Annotated in this window: 22 protein-coding genes and 1 pseudogene; 18 read left to right on the forward strand and 5 right to left on the reverse strand. The window is 38.5% G+C overall.

What is annotated here, in order from left to right:
- Positions 1-51: 51 nt before the first annotated feature.
- A complete protein-coding gene (locus tag ACKGJO_RS09210; protein WP_411323131.1) occupies positions 52-420 on the reverse strand; it encodes a four helix bundle protein in 369 nt (122 codons plus the stop codon).
- A gap of 46 nt (positions 421-466) precedes the next feature.
- Positions 467-1,363, reverse strand: a pseudogene (locus tag ACKGJO_RS09215) (YifB family Mg chelatase-like AAA ATPase); the annotation flags it as partial.
- Positions 1,364-1,698: 335 nt separating this feature from the next.
- On the opposite strand from ACKGJO_RS09215, the gene ACKGJO_RS09220 reads away from it, so the two are divergent.
- The 16 genes from ACKGJO_RS09220 to ACKGJO_RS09295 all read left to right on the forward strand — a co-directional run bounded on the left by ACKGJO_RS09220 (position 1,699) and on the right by ACKGJO_RS09295 (position 16,358).
- Positions 1,699-2,487, forward strand: a complete 789-nt coding sequence (locus ACKGJO_RS09220) for a hypothetical protein (RefSeq protein WP_411323132.1) — start codon at positions 1,699-1,701, stop codon at positions 2,485-2,487.
- Positions 2,488-2,495: 8 nt separating this feature from the next.
- Positions 2,496-3,470 (forward strand): hypothetical protein, encoded by a 975-nt coding sequence (locus tag ACKGJO_RS09225; protein WP_411323133.1) that lies wholly within the window; start codon positions 2,496-2,498, stop codon positions 3,468-3,470.
- A 130-nt stretch (positions 3,471-3,600) separates the two neighbouring features.
- Positions 3,601-3,822 (forward strand): helix-turn-helix domain-containing protein, encoded by a 222-nt coding sequence (locus ACKGJO_RS09230; RefSeq protein ID WP_411323134.1) that lies wholly within the window; start codon positions 3,601-3,603, stop codon positions 3,820-3,822.
- A gap of 82 nt (positions 3,823-3,904) precedes the next feature.
- Positions 3,905-4,195, forward strand: a complete 291-nt coding sequence (locus ACKGJO_RS09235) for a hypothetical protein (RefSeq protein ID WP_411323135.1) — start codon at positions 3,905-3,907, stop codon at positions 4,193-4,195.
- Positions 4,196-4,207: 12 nt separating this feature from the next.
- On the forward strand, positions 4,208-5,092 hold the full coding sequence (locus ACKGJO_RS09240; protein ID WP_411323136.1) for a hypothetical protein: 885 nt from the start codon (positions 4,208-4,210) through the stop codon (positions 5,090-5,092).
- Between the two features lie 390 nt (positions 5,093-5,482).
- The gene (locus tag ACKGJO_RS09245) at positions 5,483-6,862 is read left to right on the forward strand and encodes a hypothetical protein (protein WP_411323137.1); all 1,380 of its coding nucleotides are present in this window, start codon (positions 5,483-5,485) and stop codon (positions 6,860-6,862) included.
- 192 nt (positions 6,863-7,054) lie between these two features.
- A complete protein-coding gene (locus ACKGJO_RS09250) occupies positions 7,055-7,831 on the forward strand; it encodes a hypothetical protein (protein WP_411323138.1) in 777 nt (258 codons plus the stop codon).
- A gap of 422 nt (positions 7,832-8,253) precedes the next feature.
- The gene (locus ACKGJO_RS09255; protein WP_411323139.1) at positions 8,254-9,342 is read left to right on the forward strand and encodes an ABC-three component system protein; all 1,089 of its coding nucleotides are present in this window, start codon (positions 8,254-8,256) and stop codon (positions 9,340-9,342) included.
- Positions 9,335-9,814 (forward strand): ABC-three component system middle component 2, encoded by a 480-nt coding sequence (locus tag ACKGJO_RS09260; RefSeq protein WP_411323140.1) that lies wholly within the window; start codon positions 9,335-9,337, stop codon positions 9,812-9,814. Before ACKGJO_RS09255 ends, ACKGJO_RS09260 begins: the two co-directional genes overlap by 8 nt.
- Positions 9,811-11,670 carry an AAA family ATPase gene (locus ACKGJO_RS09265; protein WP_411323141.1) on the forward strand — a complete coding sequence of 620 codons (1,860 nt, stop codon included), beginning with the start codon at positions 9,811-9,813 and terminating at the stop codon, positions 11,668-11,670. Before ACKGJO_RS09260 ends, ACKGJO_RS09265 begins: the two co-directional genes overlap by 4 nt.
- Positions 11,671-11,778: 108 nt before the next feature.
- Positions 11,779-11,934, forward strand: coding sequence for a hypothetical protein (locus tag ACKGJO_RS09270; RefSeq protein WP_411323142.1), 156 nt, complete (start codon positions 11,779-11,781; stop codon positions 11,932-11,934).
- Positions 11,935-12,413: 479 nt separating this feature from the next.
- Positions 12,414-12,884, forward strand: coding sequence for a hypothetical protein (locus ACKGJO_RS09275; RefSeq protein WP_411323143.1), 471 nt, complete (start codon positions 12,414-12,416; stop codon positions 12,882-12,884).
- Positions 12,885-12,886: 2 nt separating this feature from the next.
- Positions 12,887-13,426, forward strand: a complete 540-nt coding sequence (locus tag ACKGJO_RS09280) for a hypothetical protein (RefSeq protein ID WP_411323144.1) — start codon at positions 12,887-12,889, stop codon at positions 13,424-13,426.
- Between the two features lie 80 nt (positions 13,427-13,506).
- Positions 13,507-15,690 carry a hypothetical protein gene (locus tag ACKGJO_RS09285; RefSeq protein ID WP_411323145.1) on the forward strand — a complete coding sequence of 728 codons (2,184 nt, stop codon included), beginning with the start codon at positions 13,507-13,509 and terminating at the stop codon, positions 15,688-15,690.
- Between the two features lie 11 nt (positions 15,691-15,701).
- Positions 15,702-16,148 carry a hypothetical protein gene (locus ACKGJO_RS09290; protein WP_411323146.1) on the forward strand — a complete coding sequence of 149 codons (447 nt, stop codon included), beginning with the start codon at positions 15,702-15,704 and terminating at the stop codon, positions 16,146-16,148.
- A 54-nt stretch (positions 16,149-16,202) separates the two neighbouring features.
- Entirely contained in the window at positions 16,203-16,358 is a 156-nt protein-coding gene (locus ACKGJO_RS09295; RefSeq protein ID WP_411323147.1) for a hypothetical protein, read from the forward strand.
- Positions 16,359-16,472: 114 nt separating this feature from the next.
- Here the strand turns inward: ACKGJO_RS09295 and ACKGJO_RS09300 are convergent, their stop codons facing one another.
- Entirely contained in the window at positions 16,473-18,221 is a 1,749-nt protein-coding gene (locus ACKGJO_RS09300) for a recombinase family protein (protein ID WP_411323148.1), read from the reverse strand.
- 91 nt (positions 18,222-18,312) lie between these two features.
- Positions 18,313-18,978, reverse strand: coding sequence for a magnesium chelatase domain-containing protein (locus ACKGJO_RS09305; RefSeq protein WP_411323149.1), 666 nt, complete (start codon positions 18,976-18,978; stop codon positions 18,313-18,315).
- 92 nt (positions 18,979-19,070) lie between these two features.
- On the opposite strand from ACKGJO_RS09305, the gene ACKGJO_RS09310 reads away from it, so the two are divergent.
- Positions 19,071-19,523: a DUF4342 domain-containing protein gene (locus ACKGJO_RS09310; protein WP_411323150.1), complete on the forward strand. Its 453-nt coding sequence runs from the start codon at positions 19,071-19,073 to the stop codon at positions 19,521-19,523.
- Positions 19,524-19,584: 61 nt separating this feature from the next.
- Here the strand turns inward: ACKGJO_RS09310 and trxB are convergent, their stop codons facing one another.
- Positions 19,585-20,562 carry a thioredoxin-disulfide reductase gene (gene trxB, locus ACKGJO_RS09315; RefSeq protein WP_411323151.1) on the reverse strand — a complete coding sequence of 326 codons (978 nt, stop codon included), beginning with the start codon at positions 20,560-20,562 and terminating at the stop codon, positions 19,585-19,587.
- A gap of 272 nt (positions 20,563-20,834) precedes the next feature.
- On the opposite strand from trxB, the gene ACKGJO_RS09320 reads away from it, so the two are divergent.
- The gene (locus ACKGJO_RS09320; protein ID WP_411323152.1) at positions 20,835-21,956 is read left to right on the forward strand and encodes a Re/Si-specific NAD(P)(+) transhydrogenase subunit alpha; all 1,122 of its coding nucleotides are present in this window, start codon (positions 20,835-20,837) and stop codon (positions 21,954-21,956) included.
- Positions 21,957-22,035 lie beyond the last annotated feature (79 nt).

Consider the following 22,035-nt stretch of genomic DNA (forward strand, 5'->3'; position numbering starts at 1 on the left):
CAAGTTATTTGAATATCGAATATTGAACAAGGAATAATGAATATCGAAATATTATTTAATACCCATATTCTTTTTTGTTGTTTGAATACTTTTGACCAGAATTGAAATGAGTTCATTACACTCCTTTATCGCTTTATCTAACTGATCAGATTGTAGGATAGGTCTCATTTTAATGATCTTCATGTTGGTAGAAGATTCCCTGAGTTCTTTTAAAGCAATTTTAAGTTTATGAACGAAGTCCTTTCGAGATTCCGCGCCTTGCGCTTCAGAATAATGAAATGCGGGTGAGGTACCACTTCGTACTAACTGCTTCCCAAAATAATTCCCTATATATGTATTAGGCAACTTCTCAGCGATATCCAAAATTAACAAAGCAAATTGAATAAGCCTTTCTTCCAGATCAAATTTCCTTTCGTTCATAATTTTTCTTCATTATTCGATATTCCTTGTTCAATATTCGATATTCTCATCCAAGCCACCCTTCTCTGTCCAGGCTTCGATACTGTATCGCTTCTGCTATGTGATTTGATCTTATATCTTCAGAGTGATCCAGGTCGGCAATAGTTCGCGAGACTTTTAGAATACGGTCATACGCACGGGCTGAAAGACCAAGCGTAGTGATGGCTTTTTTGAGGATCTGTGAACCGGCATCATCCAGCTTGCACATCTTTCGGACCATGCGAGTACTCATTTGAGCATTGCTGTAAACTCCCTTTACTCCCATAAACCGTTTCGACTGAATATCCCTGGCTTTTATCACCCGCTTTCTGATATCATTTGAGGACTCCCCCTTGGCCCTGCCGGACAATTCCTCATAGCTCACCTTATGAACCTCGATATGCAGATCGATCCGATCCAATAGAGGACCGCTTATCTTGCTTAGATACCGTTGCATTTGCTGAGAGGTGGTTCCACCCATATCATTGGGATCATACCAGTCACCGGACGGAGACGGATTCATCGATGCCACCAACATCACCCGACTCGGATAGGTCACACTCATTCGCGCCCGTGATATGGAGACAAAACCATCCTCCAGCGGCTGACGCATCACTTCCAGAGCACTGCGTTTGAACTCCGGCAGTTCATCCAGAAAAAGAACACCGTTGTGGGCCATTGAGATCTCACCCGGCATGGGAATACTTCCACCTCCTACCAAAGCCACATCAGAAACTGTATGGTGCGGTGATCGAAATTGTCGGTCAGTGATCAGTGCCTTTCCGGATTCCAGTATACCTGAAACGGAATGAATTTTTGTGGTTTCCAGGGCTTCATCCAAAGTAAGTGGAGGCAAAATAGTTGGTATGCGCCGCGCCATCATGGTCTTTCCTGAACCGGGAGGTCCTACCATCACAACATTATGTTTAATTCTACAACAGCTAAGTAGCTCACCTATTACTATTAATAGCTCTTCTAAATAATCCGTAACCTACTGCTGTGCAAATGCTTATCTGTATATGTGTTAAATAATTTGCTCTCTACAGGTTAAAAACTTTTGGGCCGATTGTATAATAAAGTAATGATGTGATAGAGTTGGAACTGCCTACACAATAAGGCACCAGACCTAACTATATCTATTTCACAAATAATAACAAACGGAGAAACAAAATGAACGGAACAGTAAAGCAGAAAGTAAAACTTCGCCGAACAAAACCACCAAGAAAGAAAAGTTCCAACCGCAACAATTTTGAGCGGGAAATGGAGGAACTTGGGATTGGAGTTGATAAGTCTATCAATGACGCGATAAAGCAACATGAAGATATAGAGACATTTGAAATGGCTGGATATTGTGCAGATGATCAACTTCAATGTATAGCTGAGCAAATTCGCTTAAGAACTAAAAGAACTAAAAGCGATATTTTTACAACTGGTGAACTTTTGTACAAAGCGAAAGATATATGCCTGCGGTATAAAAGAGGTTATAAAAAATGGTTTAATAAGCAGGATATTGATTTCAGCTACGAAACCGGGCAGAATTATGTGCATGTCTTTGAGCAGTGTTTTTCAAACAAAAATATAGCGTTGCAAATACCGCGTTCTATTCTGTATGAACTATCTGCACCGAGCTTCCCTGAACAGCTTAGGGAGTTTCTATTCGAGCAAGGTAACTTTGATGAGATTAAAGATGGTGAATTAAAAAACCTCAAAAAGAAATATGAGGACGGAGGAATTGAAGCGGTACAGGGAGATATTAAAGAACTGAACCGGACGGAGTTAGTAAAACGTCAGGTACACAGTCGGCTGGATTTGATTAAAACCCATCTGAACAAACTGAACAAACTCAAAGATAAATTCCGAGCAGGCATGTACGGTAAAGAAGTTGTAGAATTTGATGTTCAACTTGAATGGTTAGAGCCGGAGGCATCCGAGATAAGTAAAACTCTATATAAGGAGATTGAACTGGCGTATGATAATGTAGATAAAGCTGTTATAGAAGCAGAACAGCAACTGGATAAGTTAGCTGATGAAATTTTAGAGCAGGTGTAAAATTTACAATGATGGAAAATTTACAACCGTTTAAAATTTACTTTGCTGGTTCTTGGAGTTTATCAAAACACTGGCTTGAGGAACAGGGAGGCAATCCAGTCCGGAACAGATTGGTATCATTTGCCTACCCTGAACAGTTCGGGCAGTGGTTACATCAAACTGATGACGCTCCCGGAAATGTTATACTTGATTCAGGAGCCTTTTCCGCTTGGAACAAAGGCAGGGAAATAGATATCAATGAATACATTGAGTACGCCCACCAGTGTATCGCCCAAGGCGAGAAAGCCAACAAGAAAGTCCATGTAGTCAACCTTGATGTTATTCCGGGGGAAGCGGGAGAAATGAAAGGCATCAACCTTATTAGACCAAAGACCCGGCGGAAAATTGATGAAGCTGCCAAACAGGGTTTTGATAATATGGTGCGAATGAAGAAGGAAGGCATTACACCTATCCACGTGTTTCACCAGCACGAGCATTTCAGGTGGCTTGACAAGATGCTTGAGCAAACGGATTACATTGGTATCTCCCCAGCCAATGATTTGTCAACGAAGGCGCGGAGACTTTGGATGGATAAAGTATTCACGTATCTGAATAAAACAGGAGCGAATGTCAAGACACACGGCTTCGGAGTAACATCCATCCCAGACCTAAAACAGTTCCCGTGGCACAGTTGTGACTCTGCATCGTGGGTGCTGCTAGCGGCATATGGGCAGGTCATGTGGCCTGTAAAGGGATTCAAGAGAGGCAGTGTTTTATCTAATAGCGATTACAATGTTATTACAGTCTCAGAGAAAAGTACAAAACGGGGAGTAGGCGGAATATCGGAAGGCGTCATTAAATGCTTTGAAAGGCAAGGGTATTCCTACCAAGATTTGCAGGCAGAAAATTACAGAAAGCTTATCAATATCAGGACGTTCCTAAAGATGCAAAAGGACCTTAATGTGTGCAAAACTGCTTCTTTTAAAAAACAGCACTTCTTTTAAAAAAGTAAGGTTTTTTTAAAAAATACATTGTTTTTAAAAGTCTATTTACTCATATACATAATATTATTTTGTTTAATGATTTCTTCTTTATAACATAGAATGAATAAAATAGTAACGAACCTCACGAGCAATGACATTACGTACCGCACGCGTTTCAAAAGGCATTAAACAAGCCGACCTGGCAACTATGGCAGATATAAATGTTGCCACTCTTTCATTCATTGAGAACGGCAAAACCACTCCACAGGAGGTAACCCGGCAGAAGTTGGAACAGGCTTTAGGATGCTCCATTGATTGGCGCCACACGTTCGAGGAAGCAATTTTGAGAAACCCTACACCCTCAGCATCATGAAAGCACCGAACCCATACATCTACATTTTCACATTTTTATTAATCGCCTCAGTATTAACACTAATAACCTAAAGGAGAAAACAATGAAAACCATCACACTAAAAAAACCATCTGGTGAAACATTCCAAGTGAACGACAGACGAAACCAGCCACAGGCTAATAATTTTCAAGTGAATGGTCCAACCGGATATGTTGATACCAAGTCTGACGATGAAATGCTCCTGCCTTTGGGCTATACATTGCAAGCTAACGGAAAAATTGAAACCCAAGCGGAGCGTATAAAACGGAAGTCCACCAATGAAAAACCTAAACCAAGAAAACAGGTAAATGAGGACAGTGAAGTCCTTTATCCGATTGGCGTAAACCCTCAATAAAAATTCCATCTGATGATGACACGTACCAAGACACAGAAAAAAGAAAAGAGCCGACGCTACCCATTTGGGAAGCATCCGGCGTATGACCAAGCCTTCGAAAAGGCTAAAAATAAGTCGCCCATATTCAACGAAAACGCAAGGAACCTCTACAATACAGATCCCATCAACAATCCCGAGGCAGGAATCTACGAACTAAAAGGAATGCCGGGTAAGGATGGTCATTACAAAGTGGGCACAGATTGGAAACTTGCTGCGATCCCATATTACAAATCTGAACTTGCTCAATTGAATGAACGGTTCAAAGCATGGCAAAGAAAACAAGTAGAAAATGGCCAACTGCTGACACCTTCGGAAGAATGGCCAGATATGCTTCTTGATCTAAAACTAAAGAACCAAGCCATACTTGATGTTCGCAAGTTGGAGGTCAAAGAACTGGAAGCAACCATAGCAAAACAGGAGAAAGCCGCACAGAAGAAACGCAAATTGAAGATGCTTGAACATGGTCCACTTACAACAGGTGTGCCGTCATCATTGACAGAAGAAGAACGTAAGAAGTGGAGCGAAATTGATGGTCAAGAAATAAGCCGTAATGATGATGGTATACCATTCATCAGTTCCGAAGACTCACCTTATTACGGTATGCCTCTGTACCATTACTTCAAGATGGCAAAGGCTTGGATAAAGCAGATGGGCTTAGACAATGATTCCTTGTTCAAAGAGCGTGATAAACTATTTGAGGAAGCCCAAAAAAATGCTGTTCTGAAAAAACTCGTACTGCCCTCGAAAAAAATGGGGATCAAAGCATTGAAACAACAGAAACTGACAAAGATTTCGGAAAAAGATTTTCCCGACTGGCCTGAAGATGCCAAACCCATTCACGAAATTGAAGTGGCGTAATGCTTCTTCATGTTGGTTGATTAAACTTCGTAGAGAGCCCCGACATTTTGAAAGGTGTCGGGTGCCTTAAATTTTTGGTGCGATCAAACATACGCACCTCCTTAGCCGGACGGCTTTTGGTTTCCTCCTTTGGTTCGTTCGGCACTTTTTTTAATGGATAAAACGGCTCCAAATATAAAGACATACTAAGACACTACGGAGCCACAGATAAGGTGTCAGAGATCAGTAAGACAGTGAATATGAACCACTGATTGTATAATGAACAACTTTATGGAACCGGACAGGGTAGCCCCCTGACAAGCTTAGGATGGTTTTTATCTACTTCCCCCATCTATCCAAATGCTCTTCCGGTTCCTCTTTTTTAATAGGAAGTAGAATTAGGAAGTAGATATGAAACGCACAAAATGGCGAAAGAAAAAAAAGAAGGTAAAGGCAAAGACAAAGCGTCAACGGGTGTCAAAAAAACATCATCAGTTGATAGCTGTCAACCTTAAAGAAAAGATGAGATACTTTGAACAACATCCCCCTGATATTCCCGGCTTTTCAGTTTCACGGATGGAATACCTGATTCATCTGATACTCACCCGAAAACAGGTAGACAATGATAATTATTGCAATGCCTGGTCAATCTTGAATATGGAGTACATGAACAATGTTATTCCACAGGCAAGTAAGTACCTCCACCTGTTACGTGAGGAAGGTATCATCGAATGGATAAATCATAGTGCAGGACGAAACAGCAGATGGTACCGACTGATAAATGAAGGTTGGACAGAACAGGTACCAATCACTGATATGAAAATCATCCGCAGGGTCGAAAAAAATAAATCTCACCTTGCCCGACGTAACAGCAAAAAGCACCCGTTTCTTAACAAAGCTATCAGGAAGGTGAACATAGACTTTGAGGAAGCCCGGCAGGCAGTTGATGAAAAGTACCAAGAGAATATTCAAAAAGGTATGGATGCCGAGGGAGCAGAAGCACGCAGAACGTATGCCTTGTCTGCTATAATGAGAATACACGCGGAGGAAATTTACATCAAAACCAATACCACCAATTTCCGTCTTGATAGTAACTTTACCAACCTGCCCGGCTACCTGCTGAAGTATTGTCATATTGAAGGACAGTCGTTCATTGAAATGGATATAAGAAATAGTCAGCCCTACTTTGCCGGAGCTCTGTTTAATCCCACGAAGGAAGTACTGGAAGTGATGGAGGACTATCTACCTCATAGCGATCTTATGTCTGTAAAGCCTTTGTTATCCATTGAAGCTCATGATGTTAACCTGTACCGTTCTTTAGTATCAAGTGGTAAGTTTTATGAGTATATGGCACAACAGTTTCAGGATAGAGGGTTAACGGAGTTCGCCGACAGAAAGCAATTAAAGACCTATCTCTTTAAATCGGTTTTCTTCGGAAATAAATACACGTATAAATTCAAAGGTAAAGCCGGAGAACCCGCACGGGTATTTAAGGAAGTGTTTCCAACTGTCAATAAAGTGTTCAACCGGATTAAACGGAAAGAGCACAACAAACTGGCAATTTTGTTACAACGGATTGAATCTTACACAATGCTGGAACGGGTAGTAAAAGAGATAGAATCTAAGCACCCCGATATGGATATGCTGACAAAGCACGACAGCATCTTACCCGTACGGTTACTGATGCCTAACAAGCCCGGCGCTTTGGAGTCTGTCAGGAGTATAATGGTGGATACGATAACGACAGTTACAGGACTGGCACCACAAGGCAGGATGAGGAAGCTGAGATGATTGATATTCCAGAGAACCGGGAGTTGTATTTATTGAGTCACAACGGTTTAGAAAGAAAGTACGAACATAATGGATAGAAAAGGTATGAGATAAGGTAATAGATAATGAGTATAGGTAGGATTGATAGAAGAATAAGAATACAGGTTATAGAATAAAGCGCCTGAATTGACAGATAAATAAATAGGAGAAACAATGCCACAGAAATGCCAAGTATGCGCACACCCGAAAACACATGAAATTGATAAACGATTGGTACAAGGTGAGTCCACCCATTCCATAGCTCGTGATTACAAAGGACTGGATTATCAGAATGTCTGGAGGCATGGTCAAAACCATCTCCCAGCTAAACTGGTACGCCATACCACCAAGCAAGAACGAGCCCACGCCCAAGACTTGTTTTCCAATATTCAGGATGCACTTGATGAAGCGAATGAAATTCTAAAGGAAGCCCGGGAGAACAAACAAAACAGGCTATCACTTGATGCTATTAAAACCATTCTATCAGCCAATGAATTATTTGCCAAGATGATAGCGAAGGTGAAGGAGTTCGAGCATAAGGATCAGCAACGGGAAGATGGTTTAGTTTCCAGCCATATCAGCGGAGGACTGGAACACCTGACAGATAACGAATTAAAGGCACTGACCCAGTTGATGTCTAAGGTACATTCACAGAGCCCCGACCATGAACTTGACCCGGTAACCCGTATGTTTGTTGATAGTGTCAGTCGTTCAAATGATTACGACCAACAGCACAGGAATAAGCAGATGGCATCAGGTTCGGATTCCCCACGAAACCGCCCCAACCAAGCAAAACATACTAAAAGAGCCGGGTCAACTGACCTATGGGATGATGGACTGGACTTAGAACTTGATGATCTTGACAACCTTGATTTAAACGAAGACCCCGACTGGCTCAAAGAATACCGCAAGAACAATCCATCATTGCCTAAGCGGAACGGCGGGCGGTAGTATCTTACCTATCAACTACCCGTTTTCGTTAGTATACGGTTCGTAGACTAACTCTATCCATGTTCTTTAGTACTTACACTACCTACAGCCTTTCAACGTGTTAGAATACTGAGAGAATCGCCTTTTTAAGCACCTGATTTTCAATGTCATGAATTGGCGTGATAACTAACATTATGTAAAGTGATATTTTCCCAACATGCCTTAAAACGTGATAAACAAGGATTTTAGTGAATTACTTGGTTAACTAAATTAGGCGTTGATTGGTGCTTACCTAAAAACCGTTAAAAATGAATTTTTTGACAATTCATGAATTAGAACTATAAAATCTATTCCAGAAGAATAGTTTAAATTTCTAAAAACTAAAAAAAATGTGACTTTAATAGATAATTTTGCTTTCATATAGGTATAACTCATATGGATTTATGCCTTTATCAGAAGAACTTCGGGGACTAGATATCAAAGATATTGCACCAGCAACTTCACAATCGGTGAACTATGGTGTTCCCATCCCGAAAATTCAAAGATTAAAAATAATTTCCGCTGATGATTGGGAAGTTATAGTTGAACAATGGGCATCAACTCTGTCAGATCAATACAATTTTATTCGAAGGATGGGTGGTGCTGGAGATAAAGGTGTTGATGTAGTTGGTTTTTATGATGAGGTTGATTTTCACAAAGACTGGGATAATTATCAGTGTAAGCGTTACGATAAACCGCTCTCACCAAGCATGGTTAGTGAAGAAGTTGGTAAATTAATTTATCATGCTAAAAATGGTGAATATAAACCCCCTTTGAAATACTTTTTCGTTGCCCCAAAAGATATTGGTACTAAGCTATCAAATTTAATTTCCAAACCAGATGAGCTAAAAGAAGATATTAGAAAACATTGGGATACTAGGTGTAAAGATAATATTACCTCTACAGGTGAAGTAAATCTTGAAGGAGATTTATTAGATTATTTTGAGTCATTTGATTTCTCAATCTTCAGTTCAGTTTCCCCTCTCGAATTATTAGAGGCGCACTCAAAAACACCATTTCATAGTACTTATTTTGGAGGAGGCTTACCTTCAAGAGATGAAATTCAAACACCTCCACAAGAAATTGTGGAAACAGAGTTTAGGTACATAAATCAACTTTTTGAGGCTTATTCAGACTATAAAGGAAAGATAGTGTCCAACTTTGATGATCTCGATGAAGAGTTTGCAGAAGATTTTCATCGTCAAAGAGAAAGGTATTATCATGCGGAATCACTGAGAAATTTTGCAAGAGATAATGTCCCTGAGGGTACATTTGATAATTTAAAAGATGAAATCTACCAGGGAGTCGTCGATAAATGTAATTGTGAATACGATAATGGTCTAATAAGAATGAGGGAAACAATAAGTCAGTCTGTTCAATTAAACTTGACATCTAACCCATTAATTCAGGTACTTAAGATTCACGATAAAACAGGCATTTGTCACCACCTATCTAACGACGATAAATTAATTTGGGTTAAGAATAATGAGTAGTAAGAATTCCCCATTTAACAGCCCACTAGAGATTGGGATAAGGTGTCTTGCACTATTGGACTCTTCTTATCCAACGGGTTTAGACGTTAATAGGTTAGTAGACTTTGATTACTTATTGATACACTCTGGTGATATAGACGGTCCCAAAAGTTTACATCCTCCTCTACCATTGAGAACAGGTGAAATCATTATCAAGCGAAAGCTAATTCAAAGAGCATTATTCTTAATGATTAACAAGAAGTTGATTAAAAGAAAAGCAACCAATGATGGCATACAGTATTATCTAGATGAAAATGGCAGACCCTTTATCAGGTCTCTTAATTCTGAGTATGTAGAAAAACTTACAGATCGGGCGAATTGGGTTTTAGAAGAATATGGATCTACTAGTGATGAAGCATTAAGAGCATTAATAAGTAATTTTTTCGACCGGTGGACAACTAATTTCCAAAGTACTGAAAGGTACTCAGAATGAAAGCTATACAAATAAAACAACTTCGGTTTCTAGGCAATAAAAAGATTGATGCTTTAATAGAATTCGAACAGGGTCTTAATGTTATTTATGGGGCTTCAGACACTGGTAAGTCCTACATAGCGGAAACATTAGATTATATGTTTGGAGGAAGTAATGCACCTAGGGACATTCCAGAAGCTGTCGGATATTCTAGCATTGAATTAACACTATATGTCCAAGATCAAGGATACTATTTACTCAAGAGAGGATATGATGGAGGTGATTTTGTTTTATTTAGTTCTAATGAAAATGGTGAAAAATTAGAGCAACTTGAGACTCTATCACAGAAATTTATAGCTGGAAAGACCGATTCAATTAGTGGATGGTTATTAAGTATTATTGATTCATTACACAAAAAACTAAAAAGGAATAAAAAGGGCGATAAGAAAAACTTATCATTCCGAGATTTTGCTCGACTCGTTATTGTTCAAGAAACAGAAATCCATAAGAGAACCTCCCCATTTCTATCAGGGCAATTTTTACTAGTAACACCCGAAAAATCTACCTTTAAATATTTACTAACAGGTATAGATGACAGTGATGAATATCTTGCTGAAAAGGATATAAATGAATTAGCGTCTGTACCAAAAGTAGAATTGATAGACGAATGGATATCTGATATTAATATAGAAATCGAACAACACTCTAATAAAATTAATGAACCAGTATCTTCATTAGAGGAAATTGATAAACTTCAGGAGAGTTTAGAAGGGCTGCTAACTGAAGAGAAAGAAAAGATTGAAAATTTAAAAAGGACAATAGACGAAGAGTTAGATAAAAAGCGTTCGTTAGTTCAAAAAATAGAGTCAAGAAAAGATAGAATTGATGAAATAAATGAACTTCGTTCTAGATTTAAATTACTTTCTGAGCACTATTCAACAGATATACAGAGATTAGAAGCAATTATAGAAAGTGGGTCTTTAATAGTTTTTGAAGGCTCTGATATTTGTCCACTTTGTGGTGCGAGTGAAGAACATCAAAACACTGATACAGACTGCGATGCAAATTTTAGTGAGATAGTAAAAGCAGCTGAACAAGAAACAAAGAAAATTCACATTCTTGCTAAAGATTTGGGGGAAACAATTGAGTCTTTAAACATTGAAGAAAAAGAGCTCTTAGACGCAAATTTAAAATCAAATATAGACTTATTAGAGGTTACCCAAAAAATAAATACTAGTTTAACAGCTGAACTGAGCTCAACTAAAGATTCTTATTCAAATTACATTAGTAATATGCAGGATTTGAAGTACTTAAGAAAATTAATTGAGAGAAAATCGAACCTTCAAGTTCAAAGAAACAAGTTTGCCCCTATAGAGGATAAAAACGAAGGTAGCTCAGAGAAGGATAAAAGATTATTAAGTGAAACATTGCTTAATGAATTCTCACAAATGTTAGAGAACACTTTAAAAGAGTGGCATTATCCGGGTTCTGAAAGAGTACATTTTGATAAAACTGAATTTGACTTTGTAATCAATGGAGTGCCTAGAGGTAGTAGAGGTAAAGGATTTAGGGCAATTACTCACGCTGCCATTTCATGCACATTAATGGAATATTGTGTTACAAAAGATTTACCCCATCCAAAATTTTTGGTTCTTGACTCACCACTCTTAGCATATTATAAGCCAGAAGGAGATGATGATAGTTTAGTAGGCACTGATTTAAAGGAAAAATTCTATGAATATCTTTCTTCGCATTTCAATAAAGATCAGGTGATAATCATAGAAAATGAAGCCCCTAGTAATGACTTAAATAATATAAACACAATTCACTTTACGAGAAATGAAAATGAAGGAAGGTACGGGTTATTCCCAAATTAACTCTTCAAGCTTCATTTTTTTTGTAAGGAATTGCTTTCCCATCGCTCTTACTTATAGCAACCGGAACCAAACTTTTGCTATATGGAACAGAAAAGAATCATTTATTTAATGAAACGGATACATTCGTATGTTCGGGGAACGCTATCAGGGGCAGAAGCTGATAAACTTTGGATTGAGTTTTTGAAAGACCCAGCATGGTTAGATGTGCTTGAAATTGAAATTCACTTATTGCATGCGTTCAATAATGCTGAAAATGATAATTAATCACGGAAGTATATCTAAAAGTAGTCCCTTGCTTATAAATAAATAATCAAGTTTGTTATTAACAAAAATTTTGAGGGGGCATGTGGCAGTGGTTCAATAAGTGCCACCCAAAACCATAAAGTTTAGAATTAATGAAGCAACAAAAGGATTTTGAGTTTTAGGTATTAGATCACTAATCATAAACAATAAAATCGAGGTACAATATGGAAGCTTTATCAGGAATACTGTTAATATTATCAATTCTTGGAATTATAGTAGCAATTCTGTGGATTATCCTCCCATTTACAGTTGGGTCAATATTAACTCAGATCAAAAAAACGAATAAGCAATTGGATCAAATGCACATTGAGATCATGGAATTGAATAGTCATTTAAAGAAGGGACAGAACAAAGAGTATATAGATAGGTAGCCTAGAGAACCTAATTGATGAGAATCTCCCAATTCAACAAATACATTTTAAGAAATCGGAGTACAAAAAATGAACAAGTTAATTTTATTATTTATTTCCATTGCATTTCTAGCGTCATGCGCAACCACAAAAACTGATCCTACCTCACCAGGGGGATTTATTTACTACAATATTGATTTTAAAAAATATAGTGACCAAGGGTTTCAAATAACTATTGAAAAACCATATGGGGATTACAAGTCTATCGGATTAGTTTCCGTTGAACTATATCCAGAAACAAAAGAGATCAGCTACTCCCTTTACAATTCTGCCGTTGATGGTGTTATTGATTCAGATGGAAAAAGTTTCAGAGTTTGGAAAAGATACGAAGGTAGTCGAGCTCATTATTATGCTACTGAGAATGTTGATGCTCAAGAAGCTATTGATGAAATATTCAAAGTCGCCAAAGGCTGGGGTGCGGATGCTATCGCAAATTTTGACATTAATCGTTCCGGAGAAGTAGTTACAGTTAGTGGTTTCGCTATTGATAAAGAAGACTAATTATGGAGGATGATAAAATGAATTTAATTAGATTATTTATCATCACATTTCTGACGAGTGTTGGAATAAGTCATTCTGCAAACGGTCAATTTTTAAGACAATTATCTTTAGCTAATATTGATACTGTAGAAGTTGTAGTTAATATTGATGAAGACTCAGAATATTCTAGGTTGGAAAATCAGCTTAAGAATAGAACTGAACTTCGTCTGCGTCAGAATGATATTAGAATTGGTGCAAGTGCAAATACAATAGCCACATTGTCTTTCAATGTATTAATGCTAGATATTGGCTTCAAAGGTGGTGACAATTTTGGTAAAGCTGCTCGTTATGATTTGGAACTAACACAGATAAGTTCACTTGATCAAATACCGTTACCTATCTTTTCAATTACATGGCAAAGTAGTGGAATTACTATTACTTCGGAAAACGACTTAGAAGCAACGCTAAGGAATATATTAAACTCATCACTTGATGAATTTTTAAATGATTACATATCAATTAAACAAGAATTGGAAAGTCCGGTTGAGCTAGAAGAGAATTAATTTAAAATCTGAACAGAAAATAGAAAAAGCCCAGCGATTCCGGCACCGGGCTTTCTCAATAACGAGTAAACTTTGAGTCTATGCTAACTAATTCAAGAAAACAAATATTCGATTACTTCATGATGCAAGGAATGGCTAGGTCAGAAATCAGAAATTATAACTTAAATAGATATAAATCTGATTTACTAAAGTCAGTTAATCAATTATTAGATGAAGAATCTGTACTTGAATATTTCAATGAATTAGGAAAAATACTGTCAGAAAACCAATTTCTATTTAAACTTAGATATTTCAAACCATCCGAAGATCCGTTATACCATAATCAAGTATTTATTAACTACAACCCAGAAAATGAACTGAATCATTATGAAGAGAATGATTACAATGGTATATATGAAGCATTGATAAATTTTTCTAAATCAATAAAATATGAGTCCAACCCATATAAGCTCACCACTCATATTGAAAGGCGTAAACTTTTTGATTCTTTTGAGGGTATTGAAAATCAACTATTTGATCTGTTTTATATAATTCAAACTCCTCAAAGTAAATTTATTGATGACCTAGAGCACTCCTTTAAGGAAGAGCAATCTGTTATATATGATGATTTGCCTCATCTCAGTAAAAAAAACAAATCAGAACCATACATGTCTTTAGCTGATCTCATAACAGATTATATAAAAACTGCCCTATTTATATCCGATTTAAGGTATAGGGTATATACTTACGATTATGAAAGTATAATAGAAATCCTTGGCTCTAATATTAATTTCATAAAAGAATACATCAAAATACCAAATACTGGGTTTTATGAAACATTTATAGAACAACTTACTAAGTTCAAGGCCTTCTGCAACACTAAAAATATAGATGACAGTGATTGTTTCGAGATATATCAACTCTATGATATTGACACATCAGTAAATAGACACCCTCTCACATTTTATTCTACTGGCCAATTAGAGATAGCAAAAAAATTTGAACTTATTGACCAAGATAAATACGATAAAAGGAAAAAGAAATTACAAAAGAAATACAATACTAAAACTGAATATGATAAATCATATTTATACAATTTGATTGTATTAACAGATGAGAATAAATCTGTAAATGCGAATAACGATGTAATAAATTACCTCTTCTACGATGGTGAGATCAGCGATAATTTTGACTTTTCTTCCAGCAATAAACTTATACTAAGTCACTATAAAAGTATTGTCAATGATGCAATAAATAACGAGATATCATTTGAAGAATTAATTTCCCATACAAAAAAAATATGGAATTTAGGAAATGTCGATCTTTGGAGAATAAATGATGCCTTTTTATTTGCTGTTGATTATTTAAGACCTCAAGAAACGGTAAAGTGGCTTTATAAAAGTGATTATTATCATAGTGGTTATGACCCAAACTATCACACAATGTATTCACTATATAAGTCTGGATACGAGGTTAAAACAACAGCTGACTTTCATATAAGCTATTTTGATGATCAGCTTATTAATGAATCTTACGAACAATTTAGTAATTACTTAAAGAACAATAGAAAATATATTATTGAATTTGGCAAGGAGGTAGATGCTCTAAATGATCCAAATTACCTTTACAATAATAGGGAAAAATTTATAGATGAAAACCGTCGTTATAGCATCTTAAGGTATAATATTGATCCAAATGAAATGGAAACTAATTGGTTTAGTGCCGCTATTTCTAATAAAGAAAAATTATTGTCAGACTATGAGTCTTACTTTCAAGGAGATTTAGCTCTATTTAACTCAGAAATTATTGAGGATCAAAATAAATTAAAAGCAAGGCAAAAAGATTATCCTAAAGTATATCATTATCTAAATATTGTGGGGGACATTATGGATGCTAGATTATATGAACTAGCTGATGAGTTACATAATGATTATTATGAATTTGCTGGCTTTGATAAAGTACGCTGGAAATCTGAATATAGCTTGTTTTTAAACTTGCAGAAAACGTTCAAAAATAAATTTATCCAATTTCAGGCAAGTCCTCAATGGTTGGGTAAACAATCTTTTGACATATATTTTCCAATTGAAAAAATAGCAGTAGAATATAATGGACTACAACATTATGAACCTGTTGAAATATTTGGTGGTGAATCAGGGCTTCATAAAACTAAAGCTAGAGATCGAAGAAAAAAAGAATTGGCTAATGAAAATGAATGCTTACTTATTGAACATAAATATGATGACAGTTTTAGCAAAACGGTCTCTAAAATCGAAAAAGTATTATAATTTTACTCGTTATGAGTCTTGATTTATTAAGCGTGATCATTGGTGCATTAATCACGGGAATTGCTTCATTTATAGGAGTAAAATATCAAATGGATAAGACGATAAAAGTAGAGGTGGCAAAACTAAAATGGGATAGGTATGCCGATAAACTTCTTGAACTAAGTGAACAGGTTAGTAAAGTCGCTTTTTTGGTTTCTAAAAATATTGAGAAGAATTTATCTGAATTCCCTGGTGCTGACAATTACATTACTGAAGTATCTGATCTTTTTGGTTCAAATAGAAGATGGATTCATTATACAAAGCTAAGCAATCTGTTAAGTGATTTTGAAGATTACTCCGCAGAAGCTTTGCAATCCAGTGGCAAGCTAAATGATGAAAATAAAAAGATAATTTTAGATAAAATCCCAACTCTTGCCAAAGATATTCAGAAAGAGATAGATAAAATATTTGAGGTGTGACTAATATTTATTTGTAAGGAATTGCATTGAAATCACTCTTACTATATAAAGCAGATGAATGAATTAATCACCAACATATTATTTATTGCCTTTGGCATCCTGTACGGTGGGATTTTGATACTCGCCCTTTGGTGGAAAGTGTACCTCCCACTGGAAGGATGGGTTAGCCATAAGATGGAGGAGCGCCGGAAGCAGGGTAGCGATTATTGAAAGTTTATTTTGAACAAACCAAAAAAAAAAAATGACATTAGACTTATTAAGCGTATTCGTTGGTGCATTAATCACTGGAATTGCTTCATTCATTGGAGTAAAATATCAGTTAGGCTAATATGCTACCCTGTGCCGTTTGAGCTGGATAACCGCTTTGTGGTTATTGGCAGTATTAAACCACACTCGAATTTTCTCGATATACTCGCTCTCCATGTATAGATAAACACCGGGTTCATCTTCCAGTTCTTCCATCTCTTTGTAGTCCTCTTGCAACGGGTAAATATCAATCCGAGAAATTAGTTTTCGGATAAGACCTCGAAGCCTGCGACGAGTTTCAATCTGTTCTCCCTCTGTTTCCTGTGAGTCCAGTAGTTCCCGAACCGTTTCTATATTATCAACGGACTGGCGAAGGTCTTCCGCTTCCCGCGATAATTCCATTCTCTGCCGTTCTAACTTCTCTAACTCGGTGTGTAGTTGTTTCCTTTCATCTAACAGGTCAGATAAGCGACTCTCTAACGACTCACGGGCTTCAGAGCTCTTAGTGTTTGCGATACTGTCCGCTAAGTTCTTTTCCTGTTGTTTGCTTTCTCTTATCCGTCCATGCTTAGCATCAATTAACCTGCGGTTTTGTTCAAGTTGCTCATGGGTATTCTCTGGATTTGGTAACATGGAAGAAATTTCCAGTTCGTCTATGTACTTAAAGAAGATGTCAAAGAAATCATCGTACCTGATATTCTTTGCCGTACATATTGCTTTTCCATTCTCATCAGTTAATGCTCTTCGGGAGACATCGCAACGTAGGTAGGTTCTTCCTTTTGGTGGCTTACCTTTATCAATAAAGTGCATAGAACCTCCACATTGTCCACACTTGGTGATATGGGAGAATAGATTTTTAACCTTACCTGTCCTACCACCTGGGCACCCGTTTTTTTCTCGGAACCGTTGGAGCCTGTTTTGTACTGCATAGAATAAGTCCTCGTCTACAATAGCAGGATAATAGTCTTTGATTGGGTCTCCATCCACAACCCGTTTCCCACCAGTGTCTTTATTCTTTTTGTATAGTTGTAGCTCTCCTAAAACTCTGCGGTCATGTATATATCTTTGGATGGTACTACCCGGCCAGCCTCCGTTTTTATTTCGGTTATTTGGTTCAGGACTAAAAAACCTTTCATCCTCATTTAATGCTTTTGCAATCTTAGCATTTCCCATTCCGTTTTCTTTGAGCCTAAATATCTCCCGTACGGCTTCTACTATATCAGGGATTGGTTCAAATCCGATTACGTTTTCCTTTTTAGTCTCATCCTCCCAAATTGGCTCCAACCACATAGGAGAAACGGCTGTGAGTTTCTTGTTTCCTTTTTCAGCTTGTTTCCTCTTTTCCTTCCACGTGGATGTTCCCCGTTTAGATTTTTTAAGCGACTCCTCATGCCCCGTCTGTAATTTGTTGGCAGATAAAACAAGCTGCCCGAAATCAAATGTTTCCTTGGTATAGTATTGTTCATCCATTCCAGTATAGATACCGACTCCTTTCAAAAGAATACCTGTCATTAAATGAACAGATTCTAAAAGTGCCTCCCGTGTTAACCTGTCCATTTCCTCTATGATTAAAACACTGCCGGGTGCTATTTCTCCTTCTTCAATTAGTTTCTCAAATTCTCCAAGCGCACCTTTGGTACGGTGTTCTCCTGTAAAGCCTGATTTACCTCTATCAATAAGATTAAGTTTGTTATCAAGTGGTAGACCAAGTTCACGGGCTATCGCTTCCGGGTTAACATCTTCCGTCTGTCTACGTTCAGAATCTCCATCTTTTTGGCGTAGTTTACTAAAACGTATGTAACTGTATGCTAAGGGCTGATTTTTCATTGTATTTCTCTATTTTTGCTTTGATTGTAAATTTGACACAGCTAGCGCAGCAGTGTCGTTTATATTATTATACAATCGGCGTTAGAATTTGCTACAATGTTACAACATTATGCGAACCTGCCGCAGCGATCTCCAATGCGCGTTTTACATTTTCCTGTCCGCGCACATCACTGAAATCAAGCGGATTGTGTTTTCCATTCTGATGGAAATACTCCTGAACATTACTTCTGAGCGGATCCATACTGCCCCGATTTTCAAGCCAGTCTTTTACCTGATTTAAATGCTCAAACGGAAATACCTCAATTCCTTCAACCACGGCCGCCTCCCCGCCATTTTCTTTGGGAACCACCAGGTATTTGAAGCCTTTTTTAGCTGCTTCAACCGCAACCGGCAATACTCCTTTCACCGGACGGATCTTTCCATCCAGTGCCAATTCGCCGAGCATCACCGTATCATCCAGTTTATCGGTGTGCAGCTGCCCTGACATATTCAAAACTCCTACTGCAATGGGCAGGTCGAATCCATTTCCCTCTTTAGGCAGGTCGGCCGGTGCCAGATTTACGGTGATCCTCCCCAGAGGATAGTAGGATCCGGTATTTCGAATAGCGGCTTCAACCCGGTCGCGCGATTCCTTGACGGCCCGATCCGGCAAACCAACCAAGAAAAAGGCTATCATTCCATTTGTATGATGTGTTTCTACGTCAATGATCTTTGCATCTACCCCGACCGTTGACGCACAATAAACTCTTGAAAGCATGTTTTGTACCTGAATCTTTTTTATTCTCTTTACGTAGTTAGAGCTGTGAGAAAGCAAATCCTTACAAAAAATTTTCATAAATCATACATATCATGAAAAAAGAAGAAGCTAAAGAGAAGGCAAAAACGATCTATCAGGAGATCCAGGGCGGTGTTAATGAAGTGATCAGTCAGATCCGAAAAATGATCAAAGAGGGAAGTGCCCGTAAGCTGATCATCAAGAACAAAGAGGGAGAAGTCAAATTTCAGACCAATTTGACGGTTGGCGTTGGAGGGGTGACGTTAGCAACTGCTATGGCGCCGGTTATAGCAGCTATTGGGATGTTTGCTATGTTCATCAATGATTATCAGATCCTCGTGGAGCGGGAAGTGACTGATGAAGACGAGTATTCCGTGGATGCTGAATTCATTAATATCAAAGATGATGATGAGCATGAGTCTGAAGGCGAGACTGAAGAAAAAAACAAAGCTAAGACAGAATCAGGCCCTAAAAAAGAAGAGGATAAAGAAGAGAAAACGGTAGGAAAAAAGAAGAGTGATAAATAAGGAGTGATAAAGTGAGGCGTTATTCAACCTTGGCTCACTTTATCACTTTCTAACTTATTGATTACTTCCAGTGTGATTCAGCGATTGCTTCTCTGCTTTCCAGCTCTCCGAGATAGCGCTCAGCATCCAAAGCAGCCTTACATCCGGTTCCGGCGGCTGTAATGGCCTGTCGATACACTGCGTCCATGGCATCTCCGCAGGCAAATAGACCCGGCTGATCCGTTTCTGTTGTCTGACCTTTAGTCTGAATATAGCCCACATCATCCATCTCAACCACCCCTTTGAAAAGATCGGTATTTGGCTTGTGCCCGATCGCTACAAATACACCGGTTACATCATCCAAGGTGGTGACCTCATCTGTATTCCGGTTTTTGACTTTGGCTCCTTCCACTACATTGTCTCCTAGAACTTCAACCAACTCACTGTCCCACATGAAATCAATTTTATCATTATTGAACGCACGTTGCTGCATGGCTTTGGAAGCACGCAGTTCATCACGTCGGTGCACAACAGTTACTTTGCTGGCAAATTTGGTCAGGAACGTGGCTTCTTCCATGGCGGTATCCCCGCCCCCAATAACAAGAACATGTTGATCACGGAAAAAAGCCCCGTCGCAGGTTGCGCATGCAGACACTCCTTTACCGCGCAGTTTTTGTTCACTTGGCAAGTGCAGCCATTTCGCAGAAGCACCGGTTGATGCGATCACGGCATGAGCAAAGATCTCCGTCTTCTCATCAATAGTTAATATGTATGGCTTTTGACTAAAATCGATATTCGTAACCATACCATAACGACAATCGGCACCAAACCGGGTTGCCTGTTCGCGGAAATCCTGCATCATTTTCGGCCCCATCACTCCTTCCGGGTAACCGGGAAAATTATCTACATCGGTGGTGGTCATCAACTGCCCACCTGGCTCAGGTCCTTCAAATACGATCGGGTTCAGATCCGCTCTTGCGGCATAAAGAGCGGCAGTAAATCCAGCCGGACCGCTTCCGACGATTACAACTTTAAATGTTTTTCCTGCAATATCTTCCATAATAATATCCTTTTTTGATTCAGCATGAATTATAAGGTTAAATAGACAAAATAACCCCTCAAATTATCCTATATAAATCATAGACTTTGCTTATTCTGACTTCATCTTAAATTCACAAAGTATCTTGTTTTTGCTCCCCTGATGATCCGAAGGTAAAAAAACTTACTTGTTTAATGGAATACCAATCACCGTTCTGGAACATCTATTTATGTTTGCGATTTATCGGCAATTAACTTACTTATTGCAGGTATAACCTTAAAGGAGGATTTGCAGTGATCGTAGGTGTTTTAAAAGAAACAGCAGAGTTCGAGCGCAGAGTCGCATTAACCCCGGAAATCTCAGAAAAGCTCATCGAAAAAGGGCTTGAAGTTTGGGTTGAACCGGGTGCCGGTAACGCATCTAACTTTCCGGACAAACAATACATAGATGCAGGGGCAAAAATCGCCGGTGATCGCAATGAGATCCTCTCAGGTTCCGACATCCTGTTAACCATTCAAACTCCGGGCGAAGAGGAACTGAAGAAATTAAAAAAAGACACCGTTTTGATCTGCTTTCTCTGGGCTTTGCAGAATCCCAAGCTTGTTGAACTGCTTAAAGAAATAGGAATTTCTGCTTTGGGAATGGATGCCGTTCCGCGTATCTCACGAGCCCAGAGTATGGATGTTCTTTCCTCCATGAGTTCCATTGCCGGCTACAAAGCTGCACTCATCGCTGCCAACGAACTCGACAAATATCTACCAATGATGATGACCGCAGCGGGAACCATCCCGCCTGCCAAATCACTGGTATTAGGAGCCGGAGTAGCCGGTCTTCAAGCTATAGCCACATTGAAAAGGCTGGGATCGGTGGTAGAAGCTTTCGATATCCGCCCCGAAGTAAAAGAGCAAGTGGAAAGTCTGGGCGCCAAATTTGTGGAAGTTCAACTGGGTAGTGAAGAAACCCAAACTGAAGGCGGATATGCCAAGGAACTGGATGAAAATAAACAAGATCTTCAGCGACAGGCCATCCACGAACATGTCAAAAAATCAGATATCGTTGTTACCACGGCACTCATTCCCGGCCGCCCGGCTCCGGTTCTTATTACCGAAGCTATGGTAAAGGATATGTTGCCCGGTTCAGTGATCGTGGATATCGCTTCAGAGAATGGCGGAAATTGTGAACTTACCGAACACGGAAAAACCGTTGAAAAATACGGTGTGAACATTGTAGGGCCCAACAACCTGCCAAGTCAACTGTCGCTTCACGCCAGCAAACTGTACTCAAAGAATATGTACGCACTTTTAGATCTGCTGATCGAAGACGGCAAACCAAATTTCAACTTCGAAGACGAAATACTGCTAAAAACCACTGTTACGCATCAGGGTGAAGTCATAAGCCCGATGTTGAAAAAATAACGAACATCGAACGCCGAACATCCAACTTCGAAGTTCAATGTTCAGTGTTGAATGTTGAATGTTCTAAATTAAAAAAACC

It is taken from the genome of Gracilimonas qinghaiensis, assembly GCF_046602855.1.
Taxonomy (GTDB): domain Bacteria; phylum Bacteroidota; class Rhodothermia; order Balneolales; family Balneolaceae; genus Gracilimonas.